A 26194-nucleotide genomic window follows, 5' to 3' on the forward strand; every position below is an offset into this window, starting at 1 on the left:
CCAACGACGGAGGGTGTGGTACGCATCCCTTCTGCATTAGCGATTACCACTGGTTTTCCACCTTCCATCACAGCTACCACTGAATTGGTGGTACCCAGGTCGATGCCTACTACTTTACCCATCCGCTGTTTCCCTTTGTATGACTAAATTTGTCACAAATATTGGTCTTATTTTATCCGATCGCGTAGCGTAACTATGGTAATCGATCCACCTGGTGGGTGGGGATAGTACTACTCTAGGGGATAGGGAATAGGGGATAGGGAATAGGGCAGCTTTCTAGAGCCTACTCAGACACAAGCGTCCTAAAACTCATAATCTACCATCTAATTCCTATCGGCTGTTCTCCATCCCCTATACCCTATCCCCTATCCCCTAAACCCTAAAATTAATTTAGAAGAACAAGTCCAAAAACTAATCGACGGTGCGCCAGATGTTGAGAGCCGCATGAGCGTGATGGCGATCGCGCCAATCTTACAACAGGTCGCCGCAACTCTACCACAGACGACGTATTATATCTGCCAAAGTTCGCAAGGTGAATCTGTCATCACTACTCTGCGCCACCATCGCCAACCCGATCTAGAAATCAAAGTTATTTACGCATTTATAAAAGTTGAGGATATCAGTAATTTCGACGGTGGCTCGCTAGCGACTCAATCAGCAGTAGAAGTACCTGTAATTCAGCTACTATTTTATTTAATTGCTTTCCCTGAGATCGATCGAGTGGTATTTCTCAATAATTCTAAAAATCTCAATATCGGCAAAGAGATCTCGCGTCAGAGTCTTGAAGACTCGATATCGCAGAAGCTAAAACCAGATTCTAAGTCTCAATTGCCGCCAGATGTATGTTAAATCATAACTGATTTTGTTACCACTCATTAATTTCACAATCGCATCGGATCGATCGTGCCATGCACTATTTTCACAATCGTCATAATTTAATAGATAGCTTGCGACGACAAGGTGTATGGCTGATTGTTTATTTACTAATTTTGGCGATCGTCGCTTGGCTGTGTACCGAAGTATGGGAAAAAGAAGTATTTAGTTTCGATCGATCTTTTTTATTATGGCTCCATCAATTTGCCACTCCGCAACTCGATCGAGTAATGTTGTTTTTTACGGCTCTGGGCGATCCGCCGACAGTCGTTACAATTTTTCTGACTACGAGCGTCTGGCTGCTCATCAAGCGGCGCTACTCGGATGCGATTAGATTTGCGATCGTGTGTGCGGGTGGTATCATAATCAATCAGGAAATGAAGTTATTTTTTGCCAAACCACGTCCTGAATTATGGCCGAGACTAATCGCAGATCCGACATTTTCTTTTCCTAGCGGTCATGCTGTCGGCTCGATGGTGGTGTATGGCTTTCTGGCTTATATCTTAGCCAAAGAGTTGCCTCAGTTTAAATTATACATTTGTGCGATCGCGAGTAGCTTAATTATCTCGATCGGCTTGAGTCGCTTATATTTAGGCGTACATTATCCGACTGATATTATTGCTGGCTATGGGATTGGATTTTTATGGTTGACAACTTGTTTGAAGTTGGGTTTTAGCTTTCGGCGATCGCTAGATACATAAAAAAGAGGAAGTTTTCTCCCTCTTTTTAAAGTTAGATCTAGAAGCTAAAATTCCTCAATCGTATTCAACAGCAGTAACAACCTTGCCCCTGAACACGACATAGTTATAGATGTTGTAGAAGATCATAATTGGAATTAGCACACCCACAAATGTCAGCATAAATACTAAGGCGCTGGGTGAAGCAGCCGCTTGATAAATCGTGACTTGGGTAGGAATAACGTAGGGGAAAATAATCAATCCTAGACCGAGAAAGCTCAACAAGAAAATCAAAATTGTCCAGATAAATGGCGTGCGTTCTTCTTCGCGATCGATACTTCTAAGCAGCAGCCAAACCAACAATCCGCCGAGAACGGGAATCGCTGCAAATACATAAACCATCGGCGGAGCAAATAGCCGCGTCCGCAGTGCCTCGTAAAATGTTGGCGTGACGATCGTAATTAGAACTGCGCCAATAAATGTCGTAATAGTTGCGATTTTGGCAGTCTTATAATGAGTCTTTTGTAGTTCGCCTTCGGTTTTCAAGATTAGATAGGTAGAACCGATCAATACATAACCTTGAATCAAGGTTAGGGCGACTAATAGAGATCGCCAATCCAGCCAATCCCAAGTCGAACCAGCAAAATGACCCTTAGCATCGACGGTAATTCCTTCGATCGTACTACCGAGCGCGAAACCTTGACCTAAAGCAGCCAAGAAACTACCTAAACCAAAAGCATAATTCCAGAATAATTTATTATTGGAATGCTCGCGAAATTCAAACGCTACCGCTCGAAATACCAGCCCAAAAATCATCATAAAAATGGGCATATACAAAGCCGTCAGAATCGTACTGTAGGCAAGCGGAAATGCCCCAAATAAGGCACCAGCCATCACTACTAGCCAGGTTTCATTGGCATCCCAAATATTGCCCAAACTAGTCATTAACAAGCCGCGCCGTTCTTCGTCAGAGCTAGTCAGCGAGAGGATGCCCACTCCCAAATCGAAGCCGTCTAACATCACGTATAGAAATAGAAATAAGCCTAAAATGACAAACCAAACTTGCGGCAGAAAATGTAACAGTGCGTCCATAAAAACTCCTCTGATTTACCAGGATTTGTCGGATTTGAGGATTTACAGGATTAGGTTATCGGAGCTATAGCGATCTTAAATGATTCGTGAGGTTGATTCTTCTTCGGTGCGTTACGCTACGCGATAACACACCCTACGATACTCTTGTAAATCAAATAGGACTGCTATATCCTCTATTCCCTATCCCCTATCCCCTATTCCCTATCCCCTAACTACTGCTGCGCTTCGACTGGTCGGCGGTCTGGTACCGATTCTGCGGGTTCGGTTCTGAGGATAAATTGACCGTCATCGCCTGGTATTGGCAGATTCAGCTTTGGCCCTGCGCCGATAATTCGACTGGCAAAGTAGAGCGTTGTCACTAGTAAGATCGAATAGACGACCATAAAGAAAATCAAGGATGTGAGGACATTAGTCGGCGGGACATTTGAGACGCCATCTGCCGTGCGAATGCGATCGTAAAGTACCCATGGTTGGCGACCCACACAGCGTACGACCCAACCAGCCTCGATCGCAATATAACCCAAAGGTGCCGAAAACATCCACAGGCGCATCAGCCATTTTTGGGCGCTAATCTTGTCGGGTGCCAGATTGCCCCGATACCATTCCAACACATTCCACAGCATCACTGCGGCTAAAAAGAAGCCGATGGCAATCATTACCCGGAAGGAATAATAAATCAGTCCCACCATTTTGGGGCGATCTTGGCGCTCCCATTCATTCAATCCCGGTACGGGTACAGACAGATTTTTGCGAAACTCTAAGATATAACCCAACCCATTCGGCACGGTTAATTCCCACGAGTTGCGGTTGTTGGCTTCATCGGGGATGGCTAGCAAGCTCCAATCCGCAGGTTTACCCGCTGGAGAGCTTTCCCATTTAGATTCCATCGCCGCTAGCTTCGTCGGCTGATAATAAGCCACCTGCTCGGCGCTCAGATGTCCGGCATAAATTTGAATCGGTGCCACCGCAATCGCCGTGGCGAGAACAATCTTGAGCGAGCGACTAAAAAATGCGGTATTGCGGTCTTTGAGAATATACCAAGCACTAATCCCACCGATCATAAATAATGACGTTTCGAGCGTTGCCAAAAACATATGAGCGACACTTTTGACCATAAATGGATTCAAAATTGCCTGAAAATAATCGCTCACGATAAACTTGCCATCGACCATCTCGCCACCAGCAGGCGTCTGGAGCCAAGAATTGGCTGATAGAATCCAAAATATTGACAGGTTGGCACCAAAAGACACCATGATCGTTGCCAAGTAGTGAATTGGCGGTGCCACTCGTCCCCAACCAAAAATCATAATCCCTAAAAAACCAGCTTCGAGCATAAACGCCATCGAAGCTTCAAACCCCAACACACTACCAAAAAAGTCCCCGACAGCTTCGGATAAAGGCCCCCAGTTAGTGCCAAACTGAAACTCTAATGGCAGCCCCGTGGCAACCCCAATCCCAAAGTTCAAGATAAACAGCTTCGACCAAAAGCGAAGGTGATAGTAATAATCCGGGTCGCGGGTCTTAAGCCACAGTCCTTCGATGATGACTAGATAAATAGACATCCCTGTTGTCAAAACAGGCCACAGCATATGAAAAATGGCTGTGAAAGCAAACTGCATTCGCGATAGGGCGACGGTATTTGAAAAAATATCCATGTCTGACCTGCTATTTGGTTTATATTTTCATTTGACCTAGTTTTAATGATAGACACTTTCCCGCCTGAAAAGCTTCGATCGAGCTATCCTAAATATGCACATCTTTGTATATTAGTCAACCGATCCAATAGAGTTACAGAGGTAGGAACCGTCTCTGAAACTTCAGGTGTAGGTGCAGTTGTCGCTAGTTAGGAAATATAATGTGGAAATAGCGATCGAGATTTATGACGATGGAGACTCAAGACACTTGGCAGGAATGGATTTTTGTGGGTAGTTATATCGCACTCCTACTATTGGTAATTTGGGGCGTACTAATTCGGAAATAGAGAGAAACGTAGTTCAGAGCCGAAGCAATAGGAGTTTAAACTGCTTAATTCGATTACCTACGGTACGTTATGCGATCGCGCAACCTCTACAATAATCGAGCGATTTTAACCACTCTCAATATCCACGTTACTATGTCAAAAATTGTCTGCGGGCATTGCCCACCCTACGAAATAATTGAATGAATAAGAGTTGAAAATGCTTGAATCGATCGAGCTGTTTGATTTGATTCTGCGGTACGCTAAGCGATCTCTAGACCGATCGTTCGCAAAGCGTGCCATCTCTGCGAGACGCTACGCGAACTAATCGCTACAAATTTAGAGCTGAGACTCTTGTTGTTGGTAGAGACAATAATATCGTCCTTGCAATGCCATCAGTTCCGCATGGGTGCCGAGTTCCGCGACGATACCGCGATCCATCATCAAGATAATATCCGCATTGCGAATTGTCGTCAGGCGGTGGGTGATAAAAAAGACCGTTCTCCCGGCAAAAGCGTCAGCGATATTCGTACAGACGTGGTTTTCGGATTCATAGTCGAGGGCGCTGGTGGCTTCATCGAGAATCAGTAGGCGCGGGTTCTGGAGGATCGTCCGGGCGATCGCGATTCGTTGGCGTTGTCCGCCGGATAAGCCCGATCCGCGTTCGCCGACGGAGGAGTTGTAGCCATTGGGTAGCTCCATGATAAAGTCATGGGCGTAAGCGATTTTGGCTGCTTGAATGATTTGGTCGGTGGTGGCGTCGGGATAGTTGAGGGCGATATTTTCCTGGACGCTACCTTCAAATAGCAGGGTATCTTGGGGGACGATGCCGATTTGTTGGCGGAGGGAGTAGAGTTCTACTTTGGCGATATCATAATCATCGACTAAGATGCGTCCCGATTCGAGTGGGTAGAGTCGCGGTAACAATTTCATCAGCGTACTCTTACCAGAGCCGCTTTGACCGACGATGCCGATAAATTTACCAGCGGCAAATTCTAAACTGATGCCATCGAGATTGAGCGGGCCAGTTGTTGCAAATCGGAAGGAGACGTTATCGAATTTAACTTTACCGCGAATTGTGGGCATGGGAATATTGCCCCGATCGATATCGGTGGATTCCATCGGCGTATCCAGAATATCGGCAATCCGCTCCAAGGATAGAGCGGTTTCTTGGAAGTTCTGCCACAGTTGCGTCAGCCGGAGCAGGGGGCTAGTGACGTACCCAGAAATGATCCGAAAGGCAATCAGTTGTCCGAGGGTGAGTTTGCCGTCGAGGACTAAATACGCACCCACCCAAAGCACCAGTAAGCTGGAGAGCTGATTGAGAAAGGTGGTGGCGGAATTGGCGGTGGTAAAGGTAATTACGGTTTGGAATCCCGCCATCACGTATTGGGTGTAGCGTTCTTGCCATTTCCACCGCGATCGCAGTTCGACGTTTTGAGCTTTAACGGTTTGGATACCAGAAATTACTTCGACTAGGTGAGATTGGGATCTGGCATTGCGTTCGGCTTTTTCGCGCAGTTGTTTGCGGGCGATCGGGGAGATAATGGTGGTAATCAGCACGCACAGCGGTAAGGTAGCGAGGGCAACTAATGTGAGCAGCCAGCTATAAATCAGCATCACAACGATATAAATCACCGAAAATACCGAATCTAAGACGACCGTGAGGGCAGTCCCGGTCAGGAATTGGCGGATATTTTCGAGTTCGTTGACGCGGGTGGACAGTTCCCCAACCGACCGCTTTTCAAAGTAGCGTAAGGGTAAGCGGAGCAAGCGATCGATAATTTGCGAACCCAGCGCCAGATCGATCCGATTGGTAGTATCGACAAATAGATAGGTGCGGAGGCTGGTTAATAAGGCTTCGCCGACAGCGACACCGATTAACAGAATCCCAAATACATTCAGAGCGGTGGCGCTGTTTTGCATCAATACTTTATCGATAATCGTCTGGGTAATCAGCGGATTTGCCAGTCCGAACAGTTGGATAAAGAACGAAGCAATTAAGACCTCGACTAAGACGCCTTTGTACTGCACCAGCGACGGCCAAAACCAACTAATCCCAAACTTTTTCTCAGGGGTATAGCGGGTGGCTTGAACCAGCAAAATCTGAATTAAATCGTTGCTGGGAGCGTCACTGGTCGATTCCTGATTGAGGAGTAATTCTTCGGGCGATCGCTGTACCAAGCCGCTATCGGGCAGGGCGATCGTCAGGGAGTTGTGAGACACCGCACACACTACTGCCAGTCGCTCTTGCCACTTAATCAGCGCTGGTACCTGAATCCGTTGGATGTCGGCGATCGGGATGGCAGCAAGTTGACCTTGCAACCCTAAAAAGTCCGCCACAGCCCCGCAAAATTGCAGCGAGACGCCCCCAGTTTGCTCGACATGGTGAGAAACCACCTTCCGGACGGAATCGCGCCGGAAGGGGATTTTAAACTGGTGTGCCAGCATTTCAAAGCAAGCGACGCTACCATCGATGTGCCCTTTCCCTCGGACGAGCTGATATTTCTGGGCGGCTTTAGTAACAGGGGCGTTGAGGGTAAGGGGCAGATCTGGGGCGTAGGGGATGTCGCCCGATTCGGGGACGGCTAGCGCTGAGGAATTGACAACGGTGGTAGCATCTTCGATATCGATGACTCGATCGGCATCGACAGGTTGGGTAAACTGGAGTACCGTCGGCAAAATCCCGATCGTCCGCATTTTTTGGCGGGGATGAGCCGATTCGATATCGATCCGATCGCCGATCTGGTAAGCACCATCGCTTTGTCCTAACTCTTGACTGGCGACAAACCAATCCCAGTTGCGCAGTGCGGGGGGAATTTCGGCGATCGAGCTATAGACAACAGCCGTTTCTGCGGCTTTGAGCGTGAGGTCTTTGAGCGAATCCACGCCCAATAATGTCAGTAATTGTTCTTGATTGGGCTGGCGTTCGAGTTCGCTCCGCAGAATTTCAAAGATTTCGATGCTGGTGGGGCGATCGTAAAAATATTGTCTGAGCGTCGGTTCTTTAGCGATCGACTGCATGAACGACTCAGCGGGAATCGTCAAGCAAATCACTTCGGTAGAGGCGATCGCCGATTCGCAGGGCACGCCCCGAATCATGCTGATTGCCCCGATCGTGCTGCCAGCTTCCAAGCGTTCGAGTGTCACTGGCGTAGCCAGATCGTTGGGATATCCCAGCAGCCGCACGGTGCCTTCCACGACGATATTAATCTGTGCCGAAAATCTATCCCGTAGGGCGATCGGTTGACCGACATGATAGCGATAATACTGAGCGATTTTGGCAATTTTTACTTGTGCATTTGGGGCTAACTTACTAAATGGCTCGATTTGTGATAAAAATATTTCGGGAGCGACGGGCGTATAAGTCATAAAAATTAGGCTGTATCTGAGATTTAAAGCGAGATAATTCGCTCGAAATCGGTCTAAATTGGTTTAAATAAAGATTAACTTTTAACTGAAATTTGAGCTAATTTTGATTGAATCCATTGCTCGTACAGCTCATCTATCAGCCGCGCTCTCAGGGTTTTATCTAACTGAGCGGGGAGATATTTTTCCAGCCTGACCAATACAAACCAGTCGGCAACTTGGAGCGGTGGCGCGAGCTGTCCGGGCTTAAGAGTCGCGATCTTTTGGGCGAGAACTGGATGCGGGACAGATAACTCGTGCGGCCCAACCATTCCGCCACTTTGGGCTTCTTGTCCGCCGGAATATTGCTTGACTAAATCGCTAAAAGTTGCTTCACCATCTTGAATTCGGAAAAACAATTCCTGAGCCAAATGGGGATCTTTGACGCGCAATAGCGAATATACAGCTCGATCGAGTTGACTTTTTCGCTGTAAAAAATAAGAATCAACTTTATTATTAAAAGCCAATTGTTTGAACCGATCGAGTTTGAGCGTCCTAAGTACTGAATGCTCGAATTGTGCGAGGCTACAGTTGTTGCGCTCCAGCCATACTGCCCGATCGTCATCAGAGTTAATCTGATACTTATGATAAAAAGCTTTATAGGCACCAAAAATTTCTTCTTGAGTGCAATCGATTGCAGCTAGTTCGGCATCGAGAATCAATTCTCGTTGCAACTGGGGGAGCATCCAAAACTTCTGTAATAGGGCGATAACTTCTTCCCCAGACATGGTGTTTTGACACAACCGCTGGAGCGGTGTATCTAGCTCGGGAGTGGATTGCTGAGGTTCCGATCGATCGGGGGGCGGTAGGGTTGAAGTCACAATGCTGGGGTCTAGCAAATTTGCAGTTGTCTTCATGATACTTTTATTTAAAGGCGAACTCAGTGACACCTTTCACAAATTATCTCAGCGATCGTCCAGTCCGAGGTTATCGAGATATTAAAAGCTGGTTAAACTTGTTGCTTCTGGGCGATTGTAGCATAATTGGTGCTAAATTGAAACCACTATTGCAGCTTGGATCGCTCGATTCGGTGATACCGCTGACCCTAAGATTACACGATAATACCACTAGATCGCACTGTGAAAATAGTGCGATCTAGTGCTAATGCTTCGTAAGTCGTATCTAAGTGTAGTGGCTGAGAAAAACTGGAATCTGATATCTTGCGATCGAAAGAGTGTTAGATTTGTGCAATCCAGAGGTATGGCAAGAATTATCGCTCACGAATGCGCCTGACTGCTTCAAAAATCGAGATATTGCTAGAGCTTGCGCTAATTTTATCCGTTATACTACCGCCGCTACTGCCATGTTTGTGCCATCAATGGCTTTTTTGGAAGACATAGAGCAGTGGTGTCTGGTGCTGTTTTTAGCGAAACTTCCAGCAGATATGCGCGAATTTTTGCCTAATGTGACGTTTCGGATTGAATGAAGATATGTGCATTTTAGAGAAGCAGGGGTAATTCATGAATTACCCCGCGTTTTTGCTTAGACTACTTTGACATTAACATTGACGACTAGATCGTTGAAGTCACGATCGCCACTGCCATACATATCTTCGATCCCAAAGGTGTTATTCCCCAACAAGCGGAAGTGATCCAGTGTGTCAGGATTGGCACCGAGATAATTGAAGTAGGCATGAATCGCGTTGACATTGCCACCATTATTAGTCGGATTGATGCTGGCAAAACTAGCGAGGGAACCTTGAGCGATGACTACAGGTGCGTAGATTTTTCCACCCGCAAGATCGAGGTTGGTTTTAGTTTCGGTTTTTGATACCTGCAATACCGCGCTTTTAACTGCTTCGATCGCATAGTTAGCATCGCCCGGTTTGAGGATTGCACCACCAGCTAGTCTAATCGTGCCCAAAACTGCATCTTCGACGGCGTAGAAAGCGACATTGTTGTTGTAAGCAGCGTCACTAGTGCTAGTAATATCGACTTTGAGGGTTTTCCCCGCATAATCGGATAGATCGATAATCCGTCCCTGAGTCAAACTTTGGGACTTGGCACCGATCGGAATATTCGGTGTTGTACCTGCAAGTTTGGAGACATTTAAGCGCAGTTCGTCGTTATTAATTGAGATTTGATAGCCATCATTCGCACTATTAGTTGTGACTTTAAATGGACTATTGCCGCTGGTATTAGGAAGTGCGAATAAGACATTAGTTGGCGTTTTTCCGCTAGCAATTTGTTGTTGAAAATCGGCGATCGAACCATCTTGCACTTGAAAGAATTGATAGATTTTATTGGAATCTAAGCTAATTTCGCGTTTGTTTAGGCTAAAGAAACTACCGTCCAAGCTAGCAAAGATCGGTTTGGCTGAGTCGGCGACTAGTTTGAGATAACCTGGGGTACCTGGAGCGATGCCGCCAATTTTACCAGCTAGATCGTCAACAGCAAAAAAGCCAATTTCATTAACTTTACTACCTAATCTTTGGGCGATCGCATTAATACCGATCCCTTTGAGTGTGGGATCGGCTACAAATAGATTGTTGGTTAAAGTAATGCCTAATGTCGTTGGATTGGGGTTAGGATTCGGGTTTGGATTCGGGTTAGGATTCGGGTTTGGATTCGGATTCGGGTTTGGATTTGGATTTGGATTTAAGAGATCGGCGATCGAATTTGCCTGAATTCCTTTGAGTAATGCGACATCGACAGTCCCTGCTTTGAGCAACGTATCGCTACCCTGGATCGTCGCAGTTAGCTTAGTAATATCGTCGCCAATGCCCGGAAGTCCGCCGATTTTGAGCGTATCCGTACCAGCTTTAAAGTCGGTAACAATATTTGCTTGGGTGGGTAAAGATGCCAGCGCGAGCAAGAAAATATCTCGTCCATTACCACCCGTCAGGATATTCCCACCTAAGCCAGCAAATAAGGTATCGTCGCCGTCGCCACCAAATAAGCGATCGTTAGTACCAGCAAATAATCGATCGTCGCCTGTTCCGCCATCTAAGAAGTTGCCAACTTCACCATCGGTAGCATCGAGAATATCGTTACCACCTTCACCGAATAGTCGATCGTTTTTACCAGCATATAGCTCATCGGCACCATCGCCAGCATAGATCTGGTTGCGACCCGCCGCAATACTCGCATCGATGATATTATTACGACGATCGCCGATAATTCTGGTATTGGCTTCTTTAATACCGAGTAATAGATCCGTCGGATCGGTAGCGGTGATAATTTTAGTACTAATAATTCCCGTCACGGGGAGATCTTTAGCTAATTCTAACAACCCTAATTTTTCGGGTACCTTACTCCCCGGCGCGACGTTAAAATCGTTGTCATTAATTAAGGTGAGAGTATTGGGTGCGACTAATGCCAAGCCTTCGAGTTTTTCGACTCCGGTGTAGCCCAATTGCGCTGCATTAGCGATGAGACTTTTGCTGACGGGGGCAATTTTGGCAGTAGTTAGTTCGGCGGGGGTGAGTTGTTCGATTGTTTTACCCGCAGGTAGGGTAAAGTTGGCGGGGTTATTAATATTAGTCGCCGCTGCGAGATCGATTTGGTAGATGAGTTTATTCGAGGCGGTTGTAGCCAAATCGTCGCGTTCGACAACGGCAAATTTACCGCCGCCGAGGGAGACAGCATCGCCGAGTTTGTCGGTTTTGGCGTTACCAGTCCCGGTAATATCGTCGAGCAGATAGAGATATTCACCCGTGACGGCTTTAGTTGTGGTGTCGAATTCTAAAATGCGGACGGTGCGAGAGGCTCTAGACACCGTATCGCCAGCATTATCTGGATTATCAATCGGACTTTGGATAAAGGCATAAAGCTTGGTACCTTCGATCGCGATGGCTTCAAAGCCCCGATTGCTGCGGCGTTGGGCGTAGACTTCGGGTAATACTTCGGTGCCAAATGTCCCAGCAGGGAAGTCGGTTGTGGGTGCTGTGGCGGTACCTTTGGGGATAAATCTGTCGAGTAGTTTACCATTGGTATCAAATTGGTAAATTGCGGGACGATATTCGTCTACCAGCCAGTAGTTACCATCAGAGCCGATGACGATGCCTTCGACATCCGCGCCGAGCGGATCGTTGGCTAAAACTTTGCCATCGAGATCGACACCAATTTCGTCGGTGTAGGCTAAACCATTAGCCCCGGCTTGGAGGTTGGGCAATCCGGTGAGTGGTGTTTTACCATCGGCTCTAAATAAGCCCGTGCGCTTGGTAATATTAATCTCGCCAGAGGTGCGATTGAGTTCAAAACTGACGATTTCGGGTTGAAAGTTAGGTAATAGAAAGGGACGATTCGCACCAGTCGGCTCGCCATTTGGCCCGCGATCGGTATTAGTGATAAATTTGAGATTACCATTTGCGGCAATCCCTTGGAAATACAGCCCAGAGAAACCACCGAGGAACAGATCTTGTCCTTTGGAAGTGGTGCCTAGTTTGGGCAAGTTGGTAAAATCATAGCTCGTTACATTGCTCCCAGCATTATTGGGTGCTGTCGGCGTGACGGCGACGGTGTTGCTATTGAGGCTACCTGGGGCGGTATTTTTGAGGAGTACTAGTTGTTGAGTGCCCAAGCTAATCGTGGCATCAGTGCCAGATTTGGCAACGGTAAGATCGCTAAAATTGTTGACACCTGCTAAGTTAATCCTAAGTGTGTCATTAAGTCGATCGAAATCCGTAATTGTATTAGGTGTAGCGGGGACATCGACATTGGCAACCCAAATTACATCTTTACCAGTGCCACTCGTAATAGTATTGCCACCCTGTCCGCCATAAATCTTGTCATCGCCTGCATCGCCGGAAATGGTATCGTTGCGATCGGCGTAAATAATATCGTCACCATCGCCACCAGAGAGCGTATTAGAGCCATTACCATCCGATGTCAGGGTATCGTTACCTGCATCGCCATCTAGCATGTCGTTAGTGTAAGCATATAGCTCGTCGTTGCCCGCGCCGCCACGTAAAACATTATTTCCTGCTCCCGGTAGGGCATCTAAGTAATCATTTCCGGCTAAACCGAGCAAGGTATCGTTGCTTTTGTCTTTGTCAATGAATAGTACATCATTGTTAGCTGTGCCGTTAACTGTCGCCATTGAATTAGGGGATAGAGGTTAAAGATTAGATCGGGACAAGGTAGGGGCAATTGCCCCTACCTTGTCCCGATCTAATCTTTAACCTCTATCCCCTAATTCAATGGCGACAGTTAACGGCACAGCTAACAATGATGTACTATTCATTGACAAAGACAAAAGCAACGATACCTTGCTCGGTTTAGCCGGAAATGATTACTTAGATGCCCTACCGGGAGCAGGAAATAATGTTTTACGTGGCGGCGCGGGCAACGACGAGCTATATGCTTACACTAACGACATGCTAGATGGCGATGCAGGTAACGATACCCTGACATCGGATGGTAATGGCTCTAATACGCTCTCTGGTGGCGATGGTGACGATATTATTTACGCCGATCGCAACGATACCATTTCCGGCGATGCAGGCGATGACAAGATTTATGGCGGACAGGGTGGCAATACTATTACGAGTGGCACTGGTAAAGATGTAATTTGGGTTGCCAATGTCGATGTCCCCGCTACACCTAATACAATTACGGATTTCGATCGACTTAATGACACACTTAGGATTAACTTAGCAGGTGTCAACAATTTTAGCGATCTTACCGTTGCCAAATCTGGCACTGATGCCACGATTAGCTTGGGCACTCAACAACTAGTACTCCTCAAAAATACCGCCCCAGGTAGCCTCAATAGCAACACCGTCGCCGTCACGCCGACAGCACCCAATAATGCTGGGAGCAATGTAACGAGCTATGATTTTACCAACTTGCCCAAACTAGGCACCACTTCCAAAGGACAAGATCTGTTCCTCGGTGGTTTCTCTGGGCTGTATTTCCAAGGGATTGCCGCAAATGGTAATCTCAAATTTATCACTAATACCGATCGCGGGCCAAATGGCGAGCCGACTGGTGCGAATCGTCCCTTTCTATTACCTAACTTTCAACCCGAAATCGTCAGTTTTGAACTCAATCGCACCTCTGGCGAGATTAATATTACCAAGCGCACGGGCTTATTTAGAGCCGATGGTAAAACACCACTCACCGGATTGCCCAACCTCCAAGCCGGGGCTAATGGTTTAGCCTACACCGACGAAATTGGTGTCGATCTCGATGGCAAAGTTTTAGCCAACGATCCGCTCGGCGCGGATGTCGAAGGCATCGTCATCGGCTCTGATGGTAACTACTGGCTGGTAGACGAATATCGTCCCGCAATTTACCAATTTGATACCAATGGTAAACTACTCGACAGATTTATCCCCAAAGGTACCGCCACAGCACCCACAACCGACTTCCCTGCTGGGACATTTGGCACCGAAGTATTACCCGAAGTCTACGCCCAACGCCGCAGCAATCGGGGCTTTGAAGCCATCGCGATCGAAGGTACCAAGCTTTATGCCTTTATCCAAAGTCCGATTGATAATCCAGATAATGCTGGCGATACGGTGTCTAGAGCCTCTCGCACCGTCCGCATTTTAGAATTCGACACCACAACTAAAGCCGTCACGGGTGAATATCTCTATCTGCTCGACGATATTACCGGGACTGGTAACGCCAAAACCGACAAACTCGGCGATGCTGTCTCCCTCGGCGGCGGTAAATTTGCCGTTGTCGAACGCGACGATTTGGCTACAACCGCCTCGAATAAACTCATCTACCAAATCGATCTCGCAGCGGCGACTAATATTAATAACCCCGCCAACTTTACCCTACCTGCGGGTAAAACAATCGAACAACTCACCCCCGCCGAACTAACTACTGCCAAAATTGCCCCCGTCAGCAAAAGTCTCATCGCTAATGCAGCGCAATTGGGCTACACCGGAGTCGAAAAACTCGAAGGCTTGGCATTAGTCGCACCCAATACTCTCACCTTAATTAATGACAACGATTTTAACGTCGCGCCGGGGAGTAAGGTACCCGAAAAATTAGGGTTGTTAGAATTAGCTAAAGATCTCCCCGTGACGGGAATTATTAGTACTAAAATTATCACCGCTACCGATCCGACGGATCTATTACTCGGTATTAAAGAAGCCAATACCAGAATTATCGGCGATCGTCGTAATAATATCATCGATGCGAGTATTGCGGCGGGTCGCAACCAGATCTATGCTGGCGATGGTGCCGATGAGCTATATGCTGGTAAAAACGATCGACTATTCGGTGAAGGTGGTAACGATATTCTCGATGCTACCGATGGTGAAGTTGGCAACTTCTTAGATGGCGGAACAGGCGACGATCGATTATTTGCTGGTACTAACGATCGCTTATTTGGTGGCGACGGCGACGATACCTTATTTGCTGGCTTAGGTGGGAATATCCTGACGGGTGGTAATGGACGAGATATTTTCTTGCTCGCGCTGGCATCTTTACCCACCCAAGCAAATATTGTTACCGACTTTAAAGCTGGTACGGATACGCTCAAAATCGGCGGACTTCCGGGCATTGGCGACGATATTACTAAGCTAACTGCGACGATCCAGGGTAGCGATACGTTGCTCAAAGCAGGGACTGTCGATGTCGCATTACTCAAAGGAATTCAGGCAAATTCGATCGCCGATCTCTTAAATCCAAATCCAAATCCAAACCCGAATCCGAATCCAAACCCGAATCCTAACCCGAATCCAAACCCGAATCCTAACCCCAATCCAACGACATTAGGCATTACTTTAACCAACAATCTATTTGTAGCCGATCCCACACTCAAAGGGATCGGTATTAATGCGATCGCCCAAAGATTAGGTAGTAAAGTTAATGAAATTGGCTTTTTTGCTGTTGACGATCTAGCTGGTAAAATTGGCGGCATCGCTCCAGGTACCCCAGGTTATCTCAAACTAGTCGCCGACTCAGCCAAACCGATCTTTGCTAGCTTGGACGGTAGTTTCTTTAGCCTAAACAAACGCGAAATTAGCTTAGATTCCAATAAAATCTATCAATTCTTTCAAGTGCAAGATGGTTCGATCGCCGATTTTCAACAACAAATTGCTAGCGGAAAAACGCCAACTAATGTCTTATTCGCACTTCCTAATACCAGCGGCAATAGTCCATTTAAAGTCACAACTAATAGTGCGAATGATGGCTATCAAATCTCAATTAATAACGACGAACTGCGCTTAAATGTCTCCAAACTTGCAGGTACAACACCGAATATTCCGATCGGTGCCAAGTCCCAAAGTTTGACTCAGGGACGGATTATCGATCTATCCGATTATGCGGGGAAAACCCTCAAAGTCGATATTACTAGCACTAGTGACGCTGCTTACAACAACAATGTCGCTTTCTACGCCGTCGAAGATGCAGTTTTGGGCACGATTAGACTAGCTGGTGGTGCAATCCTCAAACCGGGCGATGCTAACTATGCGATCGAAGCAGTTAAAAGCGCGGTATTGCAGGTATCAAAAACCGAAACTAAAACCAACCTCGATCTTGCGGGTGGAAAAATCTACGCACCTGTAGTCATCGCTCAAGGTTCCCTCGCTAGTTTTGCCAGCATCAATCCGACTAATAATGGTGGCAATGTCAACGCGATTCATGCCTACTTCAATTATCTCGGTGCCAATCCTGACACACTGGATCACTTCCGCTTGTTGGGGAATAACACCTTTGGGATCGAAGATATGTATGGCAGTGGCGATCGTGACTTCAACGATCTAGTCGTCAATGTTAATGTCAAAGTAGTCTAAGCAAAAACGCGGGGTAATTCATGAATTACCCCTGCTTCTCTAAAATGCACATATCTTCATTCAATCCGAAACGTCACATTAGGCAAAAATTCGCGCATATCTGCTGGAAGTTTCGCTAAAAACAGCACCAGACACCACTGCTCTATGTCTTCCAAAAAAGCCATTGATGGCACAAACATGGCAGTAGCGGCGGTAGTATAACGGATAAAATTAGCGCAAGCTCTAGCAATATCTCGATTTTTGAAGCAGTCAGGCGCATTCGTGAGCGATAATTCTTGCCATACCTCTGGATTGCACAAATCTAACACTCTTTCGATCGCAAGATATCAGATTCCAGTTTTTCTCAGCCACTACACTTAGATACGACTTACGAAGCATTAGCACTAGATCGCACTATTTTCACAGTGCGATCTAGTGGTATTATCGTGTAATCTTAGGGTCAGCGGTATCACCGAATCGAGCGATCCAAGCTGCAATAGTGGTTTCAATTTAGCACCAATTATGCTACAATCGCCCAGAAGCAACAAGTTTAACCAGCTTTTAATATCTCGATAACCTCGGACTGGACGATCGCTGAGATAATTTGTGAAAGGTGTCACTGAGTTCGCCTTTAAATAAAAGTATCATGAAGACAACTGCAAATTTGCTAGACCCCAGCATTGTGACTTCAACCCTACCGCCCCCCGATCGATCGGAACCTCAGCAATCCACTCCCGAGCTAGATACACCGCTCCAGCGGTTGTGTCAAAACACCATGTCTGGGGAAGAAGTTATCGCCCTATTACAGAAGTTTTGGATGCTCCCCCAGTTGCAACGAGAATTGATTCTCGATGCCGAACTAGCTGCAATCGATTGCACTCAAGAAGAAATTTTTGGTGCCTATAAAGCTTTTTATCATAAGTATCAGATTAACTCTGATGACGATCGGGCAGTATGGCTGGAGCGCAACAACTGTAGCCTCGCACAATTCGAGCATTCAGTACTTAGGACGCTCAAACTCGATCGGTTCAAACAATTGGCTTTTAATAATAAAGTTGATTCTTATTTTTTACAGCGAAAAAGTCAACTCGATCGAGCTGTATATTCGCTATTGCGCGTCAAAGATCCCCATTTGGCTCAGGAATTGTTTTTCCGAATTCAAGATGGTGAAGCAACTTTTAGCGATTTAGTCAAGCAATATTCCGGCGGACAAGAAGCCCAAAGTGGCGGAATGGTTGGGCCGCACGAGTTATCTGTCCCGCATCCAGTTCTCGCCCAAAAGATCGCGACTCTTAAGCCCGGACAGCTCGCGCCACCGCTCCAAGTTGCCGACTGGTTTGTATTGGTCAGGCTGGAAAAATATCTCCCCGCTCAGTTAGATAAAACCCTGAGAGCGCGGCTGATAGATGAGCTGTACGAGCAATGGATTCAATCAAAATTAGCTCAAATTTCAGTTAAAAGTTAATCTTTATTTAAACCAATTTAGACCGATTTCGAGCGAATTATCTCGCTTTAAATCTCAGATACAGCCTAATTTTTATGACTTATACGCCCGTCGCTCCCGAAATATTTTTATCACAAATCGAGCCATTTAGTAAGTTAGCCCCAAATGCACAAGTAAAAATTGCCAAAATCGCTCAGTATTATCGCTATCATGTCGGTCAACCGATCGCCCTACGGGATAGATTTTCGGCACAGATTAATATCGTCGTGGAAGGCACCGTGCGGCTGCTGGGATATCCCAACGATCTGGCTACGCCAGTGACACTCGAACGCTTGGAAGCTGGCAGCACGATCGGGGCAATCAGCATGATTCGGGGCGTGCCCTGCGAATCGGCGATCGCCTCTACCGAAGTGATTTGCTTGACGATTCCCGCTGAGTCGTTCATGCAGTCGATCGCTAAAGAACCGACGCTCAGACAATATTTTTACGATCGCCCCACCAGCATCGAAATCTTTGAAATTCTGCGGAGCGAACTCGAACGCCAGCCCAATCAAGAACAATTACTGACATTATTGGGCGTGGATTCGCTCAAAGACCTCACGCTCAAAGCCGCAGAAACGGCTGTTGTCTATAGCTCGATCGCCGAAATTCCCCCCGCACTGCGCAACTGGGATTGGTTTGTCGCCAGTCAAGAGTTAGGACAAAGCGATGGTGCTTACCAGATCGGCGATCGGATCGATATCGAATCGGCTCATCCCCGCCAAAAAATGCGGACGATCGGGATTTTGCCGACGGTACTCCAGTTTACCCAACCTGTCGATGCCGATCGAGTCATCGATATCGAAGATGCTACCACCGTTGTCAATTCCTCAGCGCTAGCCGTCCCCGAATCGGGCGACATCCCCTACGCCCCAGATCTGCCCCTTACCCTCAACGCCCCTGTTACTAAAGCCGCCCAGAAATATCAGCTCGTCCGAGGGAAAGGGCACATCGATGGTAGCGTCGCTTGCTTTGAAATGCTGGCACACCAGTTTAAAATCCCCTTCCGGCGCGATTCCGTCCGGAAGGTGGTTTCTCACCATGTCGAGCAAACTGGGGGCGTCTCGCTGCAATTTTGCGGGGCTGTGGCGGACTTTTTAGGGTTGCAAGGTCAACTTGCTGCCATCCCGATCGCCGACATCCAACGGATTCAGGTACCAGCGCTGATTAAGTGGCAAGAGCGACTGGCAGTAGTGTGTGCGGTGTCTCACAACTCCCTGACGATCGCCCTGCCCGATAGCGGCTTGGTACAGCGATCGCCCGAAGAATTACTCCTCAATCAGGAATCGACCAGTGACGCTCCCAGCAACGATTTAATTCAGATTTTGCTGGTTCAAGCCACCCGCTATACCCCTGAGAAAAAGTTTGGGATTAGTTGGTTTTGGCCGTCGCTGGTGCAGTACAAAGGCGTCTTAGTCGAGGTCTTAATTGCTTCGTTCTTTATCCAACTGTTCGGACTGGCAAATCCGCTGATTACCCAGACGATTATCGATAAAGTATTGATGCAAAACAGCGCCACCGCTCTGAATGTATTTGGGATTCTGTTAATCGGTGTCGCTGTCGGCGAAGCCTTATTAACCAGCCTCCGCACCTATCTATTTGTCGATACTACCAATCGGATCGATCTGGCGCTGGGTTCGCAAATTATCGATCGCTTGCTCCGCTTACCCTTACGCTACTTTGAAAAGCGGTCGGTTGGGGAACTGTCCACCCGCGTCAACGAACTCGAAAATATCCGCCAATTCCTGACCGGGACTGCCCTCACGGTCGTCTTAGATTCGGTATTTTCGGTGATTTATATCGTTGTGATGCTGATTTATAGCTGGCTGCTCACATTAGTTGCCCTCGCTACCTTACCGCTGTGCGTGCTGATTACCACCATTATCTCCCCGATCGCCCGCAAACAACTGCGCGAAAAAGCCGAACGCAATGCCAGATCCCAATCTCACCTAGTCGAAGTAATTTCTGGTATCCAAACCGTTAAAGCTCAAAACGTCGAACTGCGATCGCGGTGGAAATGGCAAGAACGCTACACCCAATACGTGATGGCGGGATTCCAAACCGTAATTACCTTTACCACCGCCAATTCCGCCACCACCTTTCTCAATCAGCTCTCCAGCTTACTGGTGCTTTGGGTGGGTGCGTATTTAGTCCTCGACGGCAAACTCACCCTCGGACAACTGATTGCCTTTCGGATCATTTCTGGGTACGTCACTAGCCCCCTGCTCCGGCTGACGCAACTGTGGCAGAACTTCCAAGAAACCGCTCTATCCTTGGAGCGGATTGCCGATATTCTGGATACGCCGATGGAATCCACCGATATCGATCGGGGCAATATTCCCATGCCCACAATTCGCGGTAAAGTTAAATTCGATAACGTCTCCTTCCGATTTGCAACAACTGGCCCGCTCAATCTCGATGGCATCAGTTTAGAATTTGCCGCTGGTAAATTTATCGGCATCGTCGGTCAAAGCGGCTCTGGTAAGAGTACGCTGATGAAATTGTTACCGCGACTCTACCCACTCGAATCGGGACGCATCTTAGTCGATGATTATGATATCGCCAAAGTAGAACTCTACTCCCTCCGCCAACAAATCGGCATCGTCCCCCAAGATACCCTGCTATTTGAAGGTAGCGTCCAGGAAAATATCGCCCTCAACTATCCCGACGCCACCACCGACCAAATCATTCAAGCAGCCAAAATCGCTTACGCCCATGACTTTATCATGGAGCTACCCAATGGCTACAACTCCTCCGTCGGCGAACGCGGATCGGGCTTATCCGGCGGACAACGCCAACGAATCGCGATCGCCCGGACGATCCTCCAGAACCCGCGCCTACTGATTCTCGATGAAGCCACCAGCGCCCTCGACTATGAATCCGAAAACCACGTCTGTACGAATATCGCTGACGCTTTTGCCGGGAGAACGGTCTTTTTTATCACCCACCGCCTGACGACAATTCGCAATGCGGATATTATCTTGATGATGGATCGCGGTATCGTCGCGGAACTCGGCACCCATGCGGAACTGATGGCATTGCAAGGACGATATTATTGTCTCTACCAACAACAAGAGTCTCAGCTCTAAATTTGTAGCGATTAGTTCGCGTAGCGTCTCGCAGAGATGGCACGCTTTGCGAACGATCGGTCTAGAGATCGCTTAGCGTACCGCAGAATCAAATCAAACAGCTCGATCGATTCAAGCATTTTCAACTCTTATTCATTCAATTATTTCGTAGGGTGGGCAATGCCCGCAGACAATTTTTGACATAGTAACGTGGATATTGAGAGTGGTTAAAATCGCTCGATTATTGTAGAGGTTGCGCGATCGCATAACGTACCGTAGGTAATCGAATTAAGCAGTTTAAACTCCTATTGCTTCGGCTCTGAACTACGTTTCTCTCTATTTCCGAATTAGTACGCCCCAAATTACCAATAGTAGGAGTGCGATATAACTACCCACAAAAATCCATTCCTGCCAAGTGTCTTGAGTCTCCATCGTCATAAATCTCGATCGCTATTTCCACATTATATTTCCTAACTAGCGACAACTGCACCTACACCTGAAGTTTCAGAGACGGTTCCTACCTCTGTAACTCTATTGGATCGGTTGACTAATATACAAAGATGTGCATATTTAGGATAGCTCGATCGAAGCTTTTCAGGCGGGAAAGTGTCTATCATTAAAACTAGGTCAAATGAAAATATAAACCAAATAGCAGGTCAGACATGGATATTTTTTCAAATACCGTCGCCCTATCGCGAATGCAGTTTGCTTTCACAGCCATTTTTCATATGCTGTGGCCTGTTTTGACAACAGGGATGTCTATTTATCTAGTCATCATCGAAGGACTGTGGCTTAAGACCCGCGACCCGGATTATTACTATCACCTTCGCTTTTGGTCGAAGCTGTTTATCTTGAACTTTGGGATTGGGGTTGCCACGGGGCTGCCATTAGAGTTTCAGTTTGGCACTAACTGGGGGCCTTTATCCGAAGCTGTCGGGGACTTTTTTGGTAGTGTGTTGGGGTTTGAAGCTTCGATGGCGTTTATGCTCGAAGCTGGTTTTTTAGGGATTATGATTTTTGGTTGGGGACGAGTGGCACCGCCAATTCACTACTTGGCAACGATCATGGTGTCTTTTGGTGCCAACCTGTCAATATTTTGGATTCTATCAGCCAATTCTTGGCTCCAGACGCCTGCTGGTGGCGAGATGGTCGATGGCAAGTTTATCGTGAGCGATTATTTTCAGGCAATTTTGAATCCATTTATGGTCAAAAGTGTCGCTCATATGTTTTTGGCAACGCTCGAAACGTCATTATTTATGATCGGTGGGATTAGTGCTTGGTATATTCTCAAAGACCGCAATACCGCATTTTTTAGTCGCTCGCTCAAGATTGTTCTCGCCACGGCGATTGCGGTGGCACCGATTCAAATTTATGCCGGACATCTGAGCGCCGAGCAGGTGGCTTATTATCAGCCGACGAAGCTAGCGGCGATGGAATCTAAATGGGAAAGCTCTCCAGCGGGTAAACCTGCGGATTGGAGCTTGCTAGCCATCCCCGATGAAGCCAACAACCGCAACTCGTGGGAATTAACCGTGCCGAATGGGTTGGGTTATATCTTAGAGTTTCGCAAAAATCTGTCTGTACCCGTACCGGGATTGAATGAATGGGAGCGCCAAGATCGCCCCAAAATGGTGGGACTGATTTATTATTCCTTCCGGGTAATGATTGCCATCGGCTTCTTTTTAGCCGCAGTGATGCTGTGGAATGTGTTGGAATGGTATCGGGGCAATCTGGCACCCGACAAGATTAGCGCCCAAAAATGGCTGATGCGCCTGTGGATGTTTTCGGCACCTTTGGGTTATATTGCGATCGAGGCTGGTTGGGTCGTACGCTGTGTGGGTCGCCAACCATGGGTACTTTACGATCGCATTCGCACGGCAGATGGCGTCTCAAATGTCCCGCCGACTAATGTCCTCACATCCTTGATTTTCTTTATGGTCGTCTATTCGATCTTACTAGTGACAACGCTCTACTTTGCCAGTCGAATTATCGGCGCAGGGCCAAAGCTGAATCTGCCAATACCAGGCGATGACGGTCAATTTATCCTCAGAACCGAACCCGCAGAATCGGTACCAGACCGCCGACCAGTCGAAGCGCAGCAGTAGTTAGGGGATAGGGAATAGGGGATAGGGGATAGGGAATAGAGGATATAGCAGTCCTATTTGATTTACAAGAGTATCGTAGGGTGTGTTATCGCGTAGCGTAACGCACCGAAGAAGAATCAACCTCACGAATCATTTAAGATCGCTATAGCTCCGATAACCTAATCCTGTAAATCCTCAAATCCGACAAATCCTGGTAAATCAGAGGAGTTTTTATGGACGCACTGTTACATTTTCTGCCGCAAGTTTGGTTTGTCATTTTAGGCTTATTTCTATTTCTATACGTGATGTTAGACGGCTTCGATTTGGGAGTGGGCATCCTCTCGCTGACTAGCTCTGACGAAGAACGGCGCGGCTTGTTAATGACTAGTTTGGGCAATATTTGGGATGCCAATGAAACCTGGCTAGTAGTGATGGCTGGTGCCTTATTTGGGGCATTTCCGCTTGCCTACAGTACGATTCTGACGGCTTTGTATATGCCCATTTTTATGATGATTTTTGGGCTGGTATTTCGAGCGGTAGCGTTTGAATTTCGCGAGCATTCCAATAATAAATTATTCTGGAATTATGCTTTTGGTTTAGGTAGTTTCTTGGCTGCTTTAGGTCAAGGTTTCGCGCTCGGTAGTACGATCGAAGGAATTACCGTCGATGCTAAGGGTCATTTTGCTGGTTCGACTTGGGATTGGCTGGATTGGCGATCTCTATTAGTCGCCCTAACCTTGATTCAAGGTTATGTATTGATCGGTTCTACCTATCTAATCTTGAAAACCGAAGGCGAACTACAAAAGACTCATTATAAGACTGCCAAAATCGCAACTATTACGACATTTATTGGCGCAGTTCTAATTACGATCGTCACGCCAACATTTTACGAGGCACTGCGGACGCGGCTATTTGCTCCGCCGATGGTTTATGTATTTGCAGCGATTCCCGTTCTCGGCGGATTGTTGGTTTGGCTGCTGCTTAGAAGTATCGATCGCGAAGAAGAACGCACGCCATTTATCTGGACAATTTTGATTTTCTTGTTGAGCTTTCTCGGTCTAGGATTGATTATTTTCCCCTACGTTATTCCTACCCAAGTCACGATTTATCAAGCGGCTGCTTCACCCAGCGCCTTAGTATTTATGCTGACATTTGTGGGTGTGCTAATTCCAATTATGATCTTCTACAACATCTATAACTATGTCGTGTTCAGGGGCAAGGTTGTTACTGCTGTTGAATACGATTGAGGAATTTTAGCTTCTAGATCTAACTTTAAAAAGAGGGAGAAAACTTCCTCTTTTTTATGTATCTAGCGATCGCCGAAAGCTAAAACCCAACTTCAAACAAGTTGTCAACCATAAAAATCCAATCCCATAGCCAGCAATAATATCAGTCGGATAATGTACGCCTAAATATAAGCGACTCAAGCCGATCGAGATAATTAAGCTACTCGCGATCGCACAAATGTATAATTTAAACTGAGGCAACTCTTTGGCTAAGATATAAGCCAGAAAGCCATACACCACCATCGAGCCGACAGCATGACCGCTAGGAAAAGAAAATGTCGGATCTGCGATTAGTCTCGGCCATAATTCAGGACGTGGTTTGGCAAAAAATAACTTCATTTCCTGATTGATTATGATACCACCCGCACACACGATCGCAAATCTAATCGCATCCGAGTAGCGCCGCTTGATGAGCAGCCAGACGCTCGTAGTCAGAAAAATTGTAACGACTGTCGGCGGATCGCCCAGAGCCGTAAAAAACAACATTACTCGATCGAGTTGCGGAGTGGCAAATTGATGGAGCCATAATAAAAAAGATCGATCGAAACTAAATACTTCTTTTTCCCATACTTCGGTACACAGCCAAGCGACGATCGCCAAAATTAGTAAATAAACAATCAGCCATACACCTTGTCGTCGCAAGCTATCTATTAAATTATGACGATTGTGAAAATAGTGCATGGCACGATCGATCCGATGCGATTGTGAAATTAATGAGTGGTAACAAAATCAGTTATGATTTAACATACATCTGGCGGCAATTGAGACTTAGAATCTGGTTTTAGCTTCTGCGATATCGAGTCTTCAAGACTCTGACGCGAGATCTCTTTGCCGATATTGAGATTTTTAGAATTATTGAGAAATACCACTCGATCGATCTCAGGGAAAGCAATTAAATAAAATAGTAGCTGAATTACAGGTACTTCTACTGCTGATTGAGTCGCTAGCGAGCCACCGTCGAAATTACTGATATCCTCAACTTTTATAAATGCGTAAATAACTTTGATTTCTAGATCGGGTTGGCGATGGTGGCGCAGAGTAGTGATGACAGATTCACCTTGCGAACTTTGGCAGATATAATACGTCGTCTGTGGTAGAGTTGCGGCGACCTGTTGTAAGATTGGCGCGATCGCCATCACGCTCATGCGGCTCTCAACATCTGGCGCACCGTCGATTAGTTTTTGGACTTGTTCTTCTAAATTAATTTTAGGGTTTAGGGGATAGGGGATAGGGTATAGGGGATGGAGAACAGCCGATAGGAATTAGATGGTAGATTATGAGTTTTAGGACGCTTGTGTCTGAGTAGGCTCTAGAAAGCTGCCCTATTCCCTATCCCCTATTCCCTATCCCCTAGAGTAGTACTATCCCCACCCACCAGGTGGATCGATTACCATAGTTACGCTACGCGATCGGATAAAATAAGACCAATATTTGTGACAAATTTAGTCATACAAAGGGAAACAGCGGATGGGTAAAGTAGTAGGCATCGACCTGGGTACCACCAATTCAGTGGTAGCTGTGATGGAAGGTGGAAAACCAGTGGTAATCGCTAATGCAGAAGGGATGCGTACCACACCCTCCGTCGTTGG

General features: G+C 46.9%; 18 protein-coding genes. 9 read left to right on the top strand and 9 right to left on the bottom strand.

Annotated elements, in window-relative coordinates; translation table 11 throughout:
* Window positions 1–122: Hsp70 family protein (locus tag RMO35_RS18125; protein WP_309742870.1), on the bottom strand; the 122-nt coding region annotated here is incomplete at its 3' end.
* Between the two features lie 331 nt (window positions 123–453).
* On the opposite strand from RMO35_RS18125, the gene RMO35_RS18130 reads away from it, so the two are divergent.
* Together RMO35_RS18130 and RMO35_RS18135 are read left to right on the top strand one after the other, a co-directional pair.
* Complete coding sequence (locus tag RMO35_RS18130; RefSeq protein ID WP_309742853.1) at window positions 454–849, top strand: hypothetical protein; 396 nt, start codon at window positions 454–456, stop codon at window positions 847–849.
* A 59-nt stretch (window positions 850–908) separates the two neighbouring features.
* Window positions 909–1574, top strand: a complete 666-nt coding sequence (locus RMO35_RS18135; protein ID WP_309742855.1) for a phosphatase PAP2 family protein — start codon at window positions 909–911, stop codon at window positions 1572–1574.
* 54 nt (window positions 1575–1628) lie between these two features.
* Here RMO35_RS18135 and cydB (RMO35_RS18140) read toward each other — a convergent pair whose 3' ends face one another.
* The 4 genes from cydB (RMO35_RS18140) to RMO35_RS18155 all read right to left on the bottom strand — a co-directional run bounded on the left by cydB (RMO35_RS18140) (window position 1629) and on the right by RMO35_RS18155 (window position 8864).
* Window positions 1629–2642 (bottom strand): cytochrome d ubiquinol oxidase subunit II, encoded by a 1014-nt coding sequence (cydB, locus tag RMO35_RS18140; RefSeq protein WP_309742858.1) that lies wholly within the window; start codon window positions 2640–2642, stop codon window positions 1629–1631.
* Window positions 2643–2854: 212 nt separating this feature from the next.
* Window positions 2855–4297: a cytochrome ubiquinol oxidase subunit I gene (locus RMO35_RS18145; protein ID WP_309742860.1), complete on the bottom strand. Its 1443-nt coding sequence runs from the start codon at window positions 4295–4297 to the stop codon at window positions 2855–2857.
* A 641-nt stretch (window positions 4298–4938) separates the two neighbouring features.
* On the bottom strand, window positions 4939–7971 hold the full coding sequence (locus tag RMO35_RS18150; protein ID WP_309742862.1) for a peptidase domain-containing ABC transporter: 3033 nt from the start codon (window positions 7969–7971) through the stop codon (window positions 4939–4941).
* 74 nt (window positions 7972–8045) lie between these two features.
* Window positions 8046–8864 carry a peptidylprolyl isomerase gene (locus RMO35_RS18155; RefSeq protein ID WP_309742864.1) on the bottom strand — a complete coding sequence of 273 codons (819 nt, stop codon included), beginning with the start codon at window positions 8862–8864 and terminating at the stop codon, window positions 8046–8048.
* 317 nt (window positions 8865–9181) lie between these two features.
* Here RMO35_RS18155 and RMO35_RS18160 point away from each other — a divergent pair, with 317 nt between their 5' ends.
* Window positions 9182–9433, top strand: coding sequence for a hypothetical protein (locus RMO35_RS18160; protein ID WP_309742866.1), 252 nt, complete (start codon window positions 9182–9184; stop codon window positions 9431–9433).
* Between the two features lie 56 nt (window positions 9434–9489).
* On the opposite strand, the gene RMO35_RS18165 is transcribed toward RMO35_RS18160, so the two are convergent.
* Window positions 9490–13047, bottom strand: a complete 3558-nt coding sequence (locus tag RMO35_RS18165; RefSeq protein ID WP_309742868.1) for an esterase-like activity of phytase family protein — start codon at window positions 13045–13047, stop codon at window positions 9490–9492.
* A gap of 100 nt (window positions 13048–13147) precedes the next feature.
* On the opposite strand from RMO35_RS18165, the gene RMO35_RS18170 reads away from it, so the two are divergent.
* Window positions 13148–16705: an esterase-like activity of phytase family protein gene (locus tag RMO35_RS18170; protein WP_309742868.1), complete on the top strand. Its 3558-nt coding sequence runs from the start codon at window positions 13148–13150 to the stop codon at window positions 16703–16705.
* Between the two features lie 56 nt (window positions 16706–16761).
* Here RMO35_RS18170 and RMO35_RS18175 read toward each other — a convergent pair whose 3' ends face one another.
* On the bottom strand, window positions 16762–17013 hold the full coding sequence (locus RMO35_RS18175; RefSeq protein ID WP_309742866.1) for a hypothetical protein: 252 nt from the start codon (window positions 17011–17013) through the stop codon (window positions 16762–16764).
* Window positions 17014–17330: 317 nt separating this feature from the next.
* On the opposite strand from RMO35_RS18175, the gene RMO35_RS18180 reads away from it, so the two are divergent.
* From RMO35_RS18180 to cydB (RMO35_RS18195), 4 genes are all read left to right on the top strand, one after another.
* Entirely contained in the window at window positions 17331–18149 is an 819-nt protein-coding gene (locus RMO35_RS18180) for a peptidylprolyl isomerase (protein ID WP_309742864.1), read from the top strand.
* A gap of 74 nt (window positions 18150–18223) precedes the next feature.
* On the top strand, window positions 18224–21256 hold the full coding sequence (locus tag RMO35_RS18185) for a peptidase domain-containing ABC transporter (protein ID WP_309742862.1): 3033 nt from the start codon (window positions 18224–18226) through the stop codon (window positions 21254–21256).
* A 641-nt stretch (window positions 21257–21897) separates the two neighbouring features.
* Entirely contained in the window at window positions 21898–23340 is a 1443-nt protein-coding gene (locus RMO35_RS18190; RefSeq protein ID WP_309742860.1) for a cytochrome ubiquinol oxidase subunit I, read from the top strand.
* Window positions 23341–23552: 212 nt separating this feature from the next.
* The gene (gene cydB / locus RMO35_RS18195; RefSeq protein WP_309742858.1) at window positions 23553–24566 is read left to right on the top strand and encodes a cytochrome d ubiquinol oxidase subunit II; all 1014 of its coding nucleotides are present in this window, start codon (window positions 23553–23555) and stop codon (window positions 24564–24566) included.
* A 54-nt stretch (window positions 24567–24620) separates the two neighbouring features.
* On the opposite strand, the gene RMO35_RS18200 is transcribed toward cydB (RMO35_RS18195), so the two are convergent.
* Window positions 24621–25286, bottom strand: coding sequence for a phosphatase PAP2 family protein (locus tag RMO35_RS18200; RefSeq protein WP_309742855.1), 666 nt, complete (start codon window positions 25284–25286; stop codon window positions 24621–24623).
* Window positions 25287–25345: 59 nt separating this feature from the next.
* A complete protein-coding gene (locus RMO35_RS18205) occupies window positions 25346–25741 on the bottom strand; it encodes a hypothetical protein (RefSeq protein WP_309742853.1) in 396 nt (131 codons plus the stop codon).
* Window positions 25742–26072: 331 nt separating this feature from the next.
* Between RMO35_RS18205 and RMO35_RS18210 the strand changes: the two genes are divergently transcribed.
* A partial coding sequence (locus tag RMO35_RS18210; protein ID WP_309742870.1) for an Hsp70 family protein occupies window positions 26073–26194 on the top strand: 122 nt, incomplete at its 3' end.

This window comes from Chamaesiphon sp. OTE_20_metabat_361 (genome assembly GCF_031364565.1).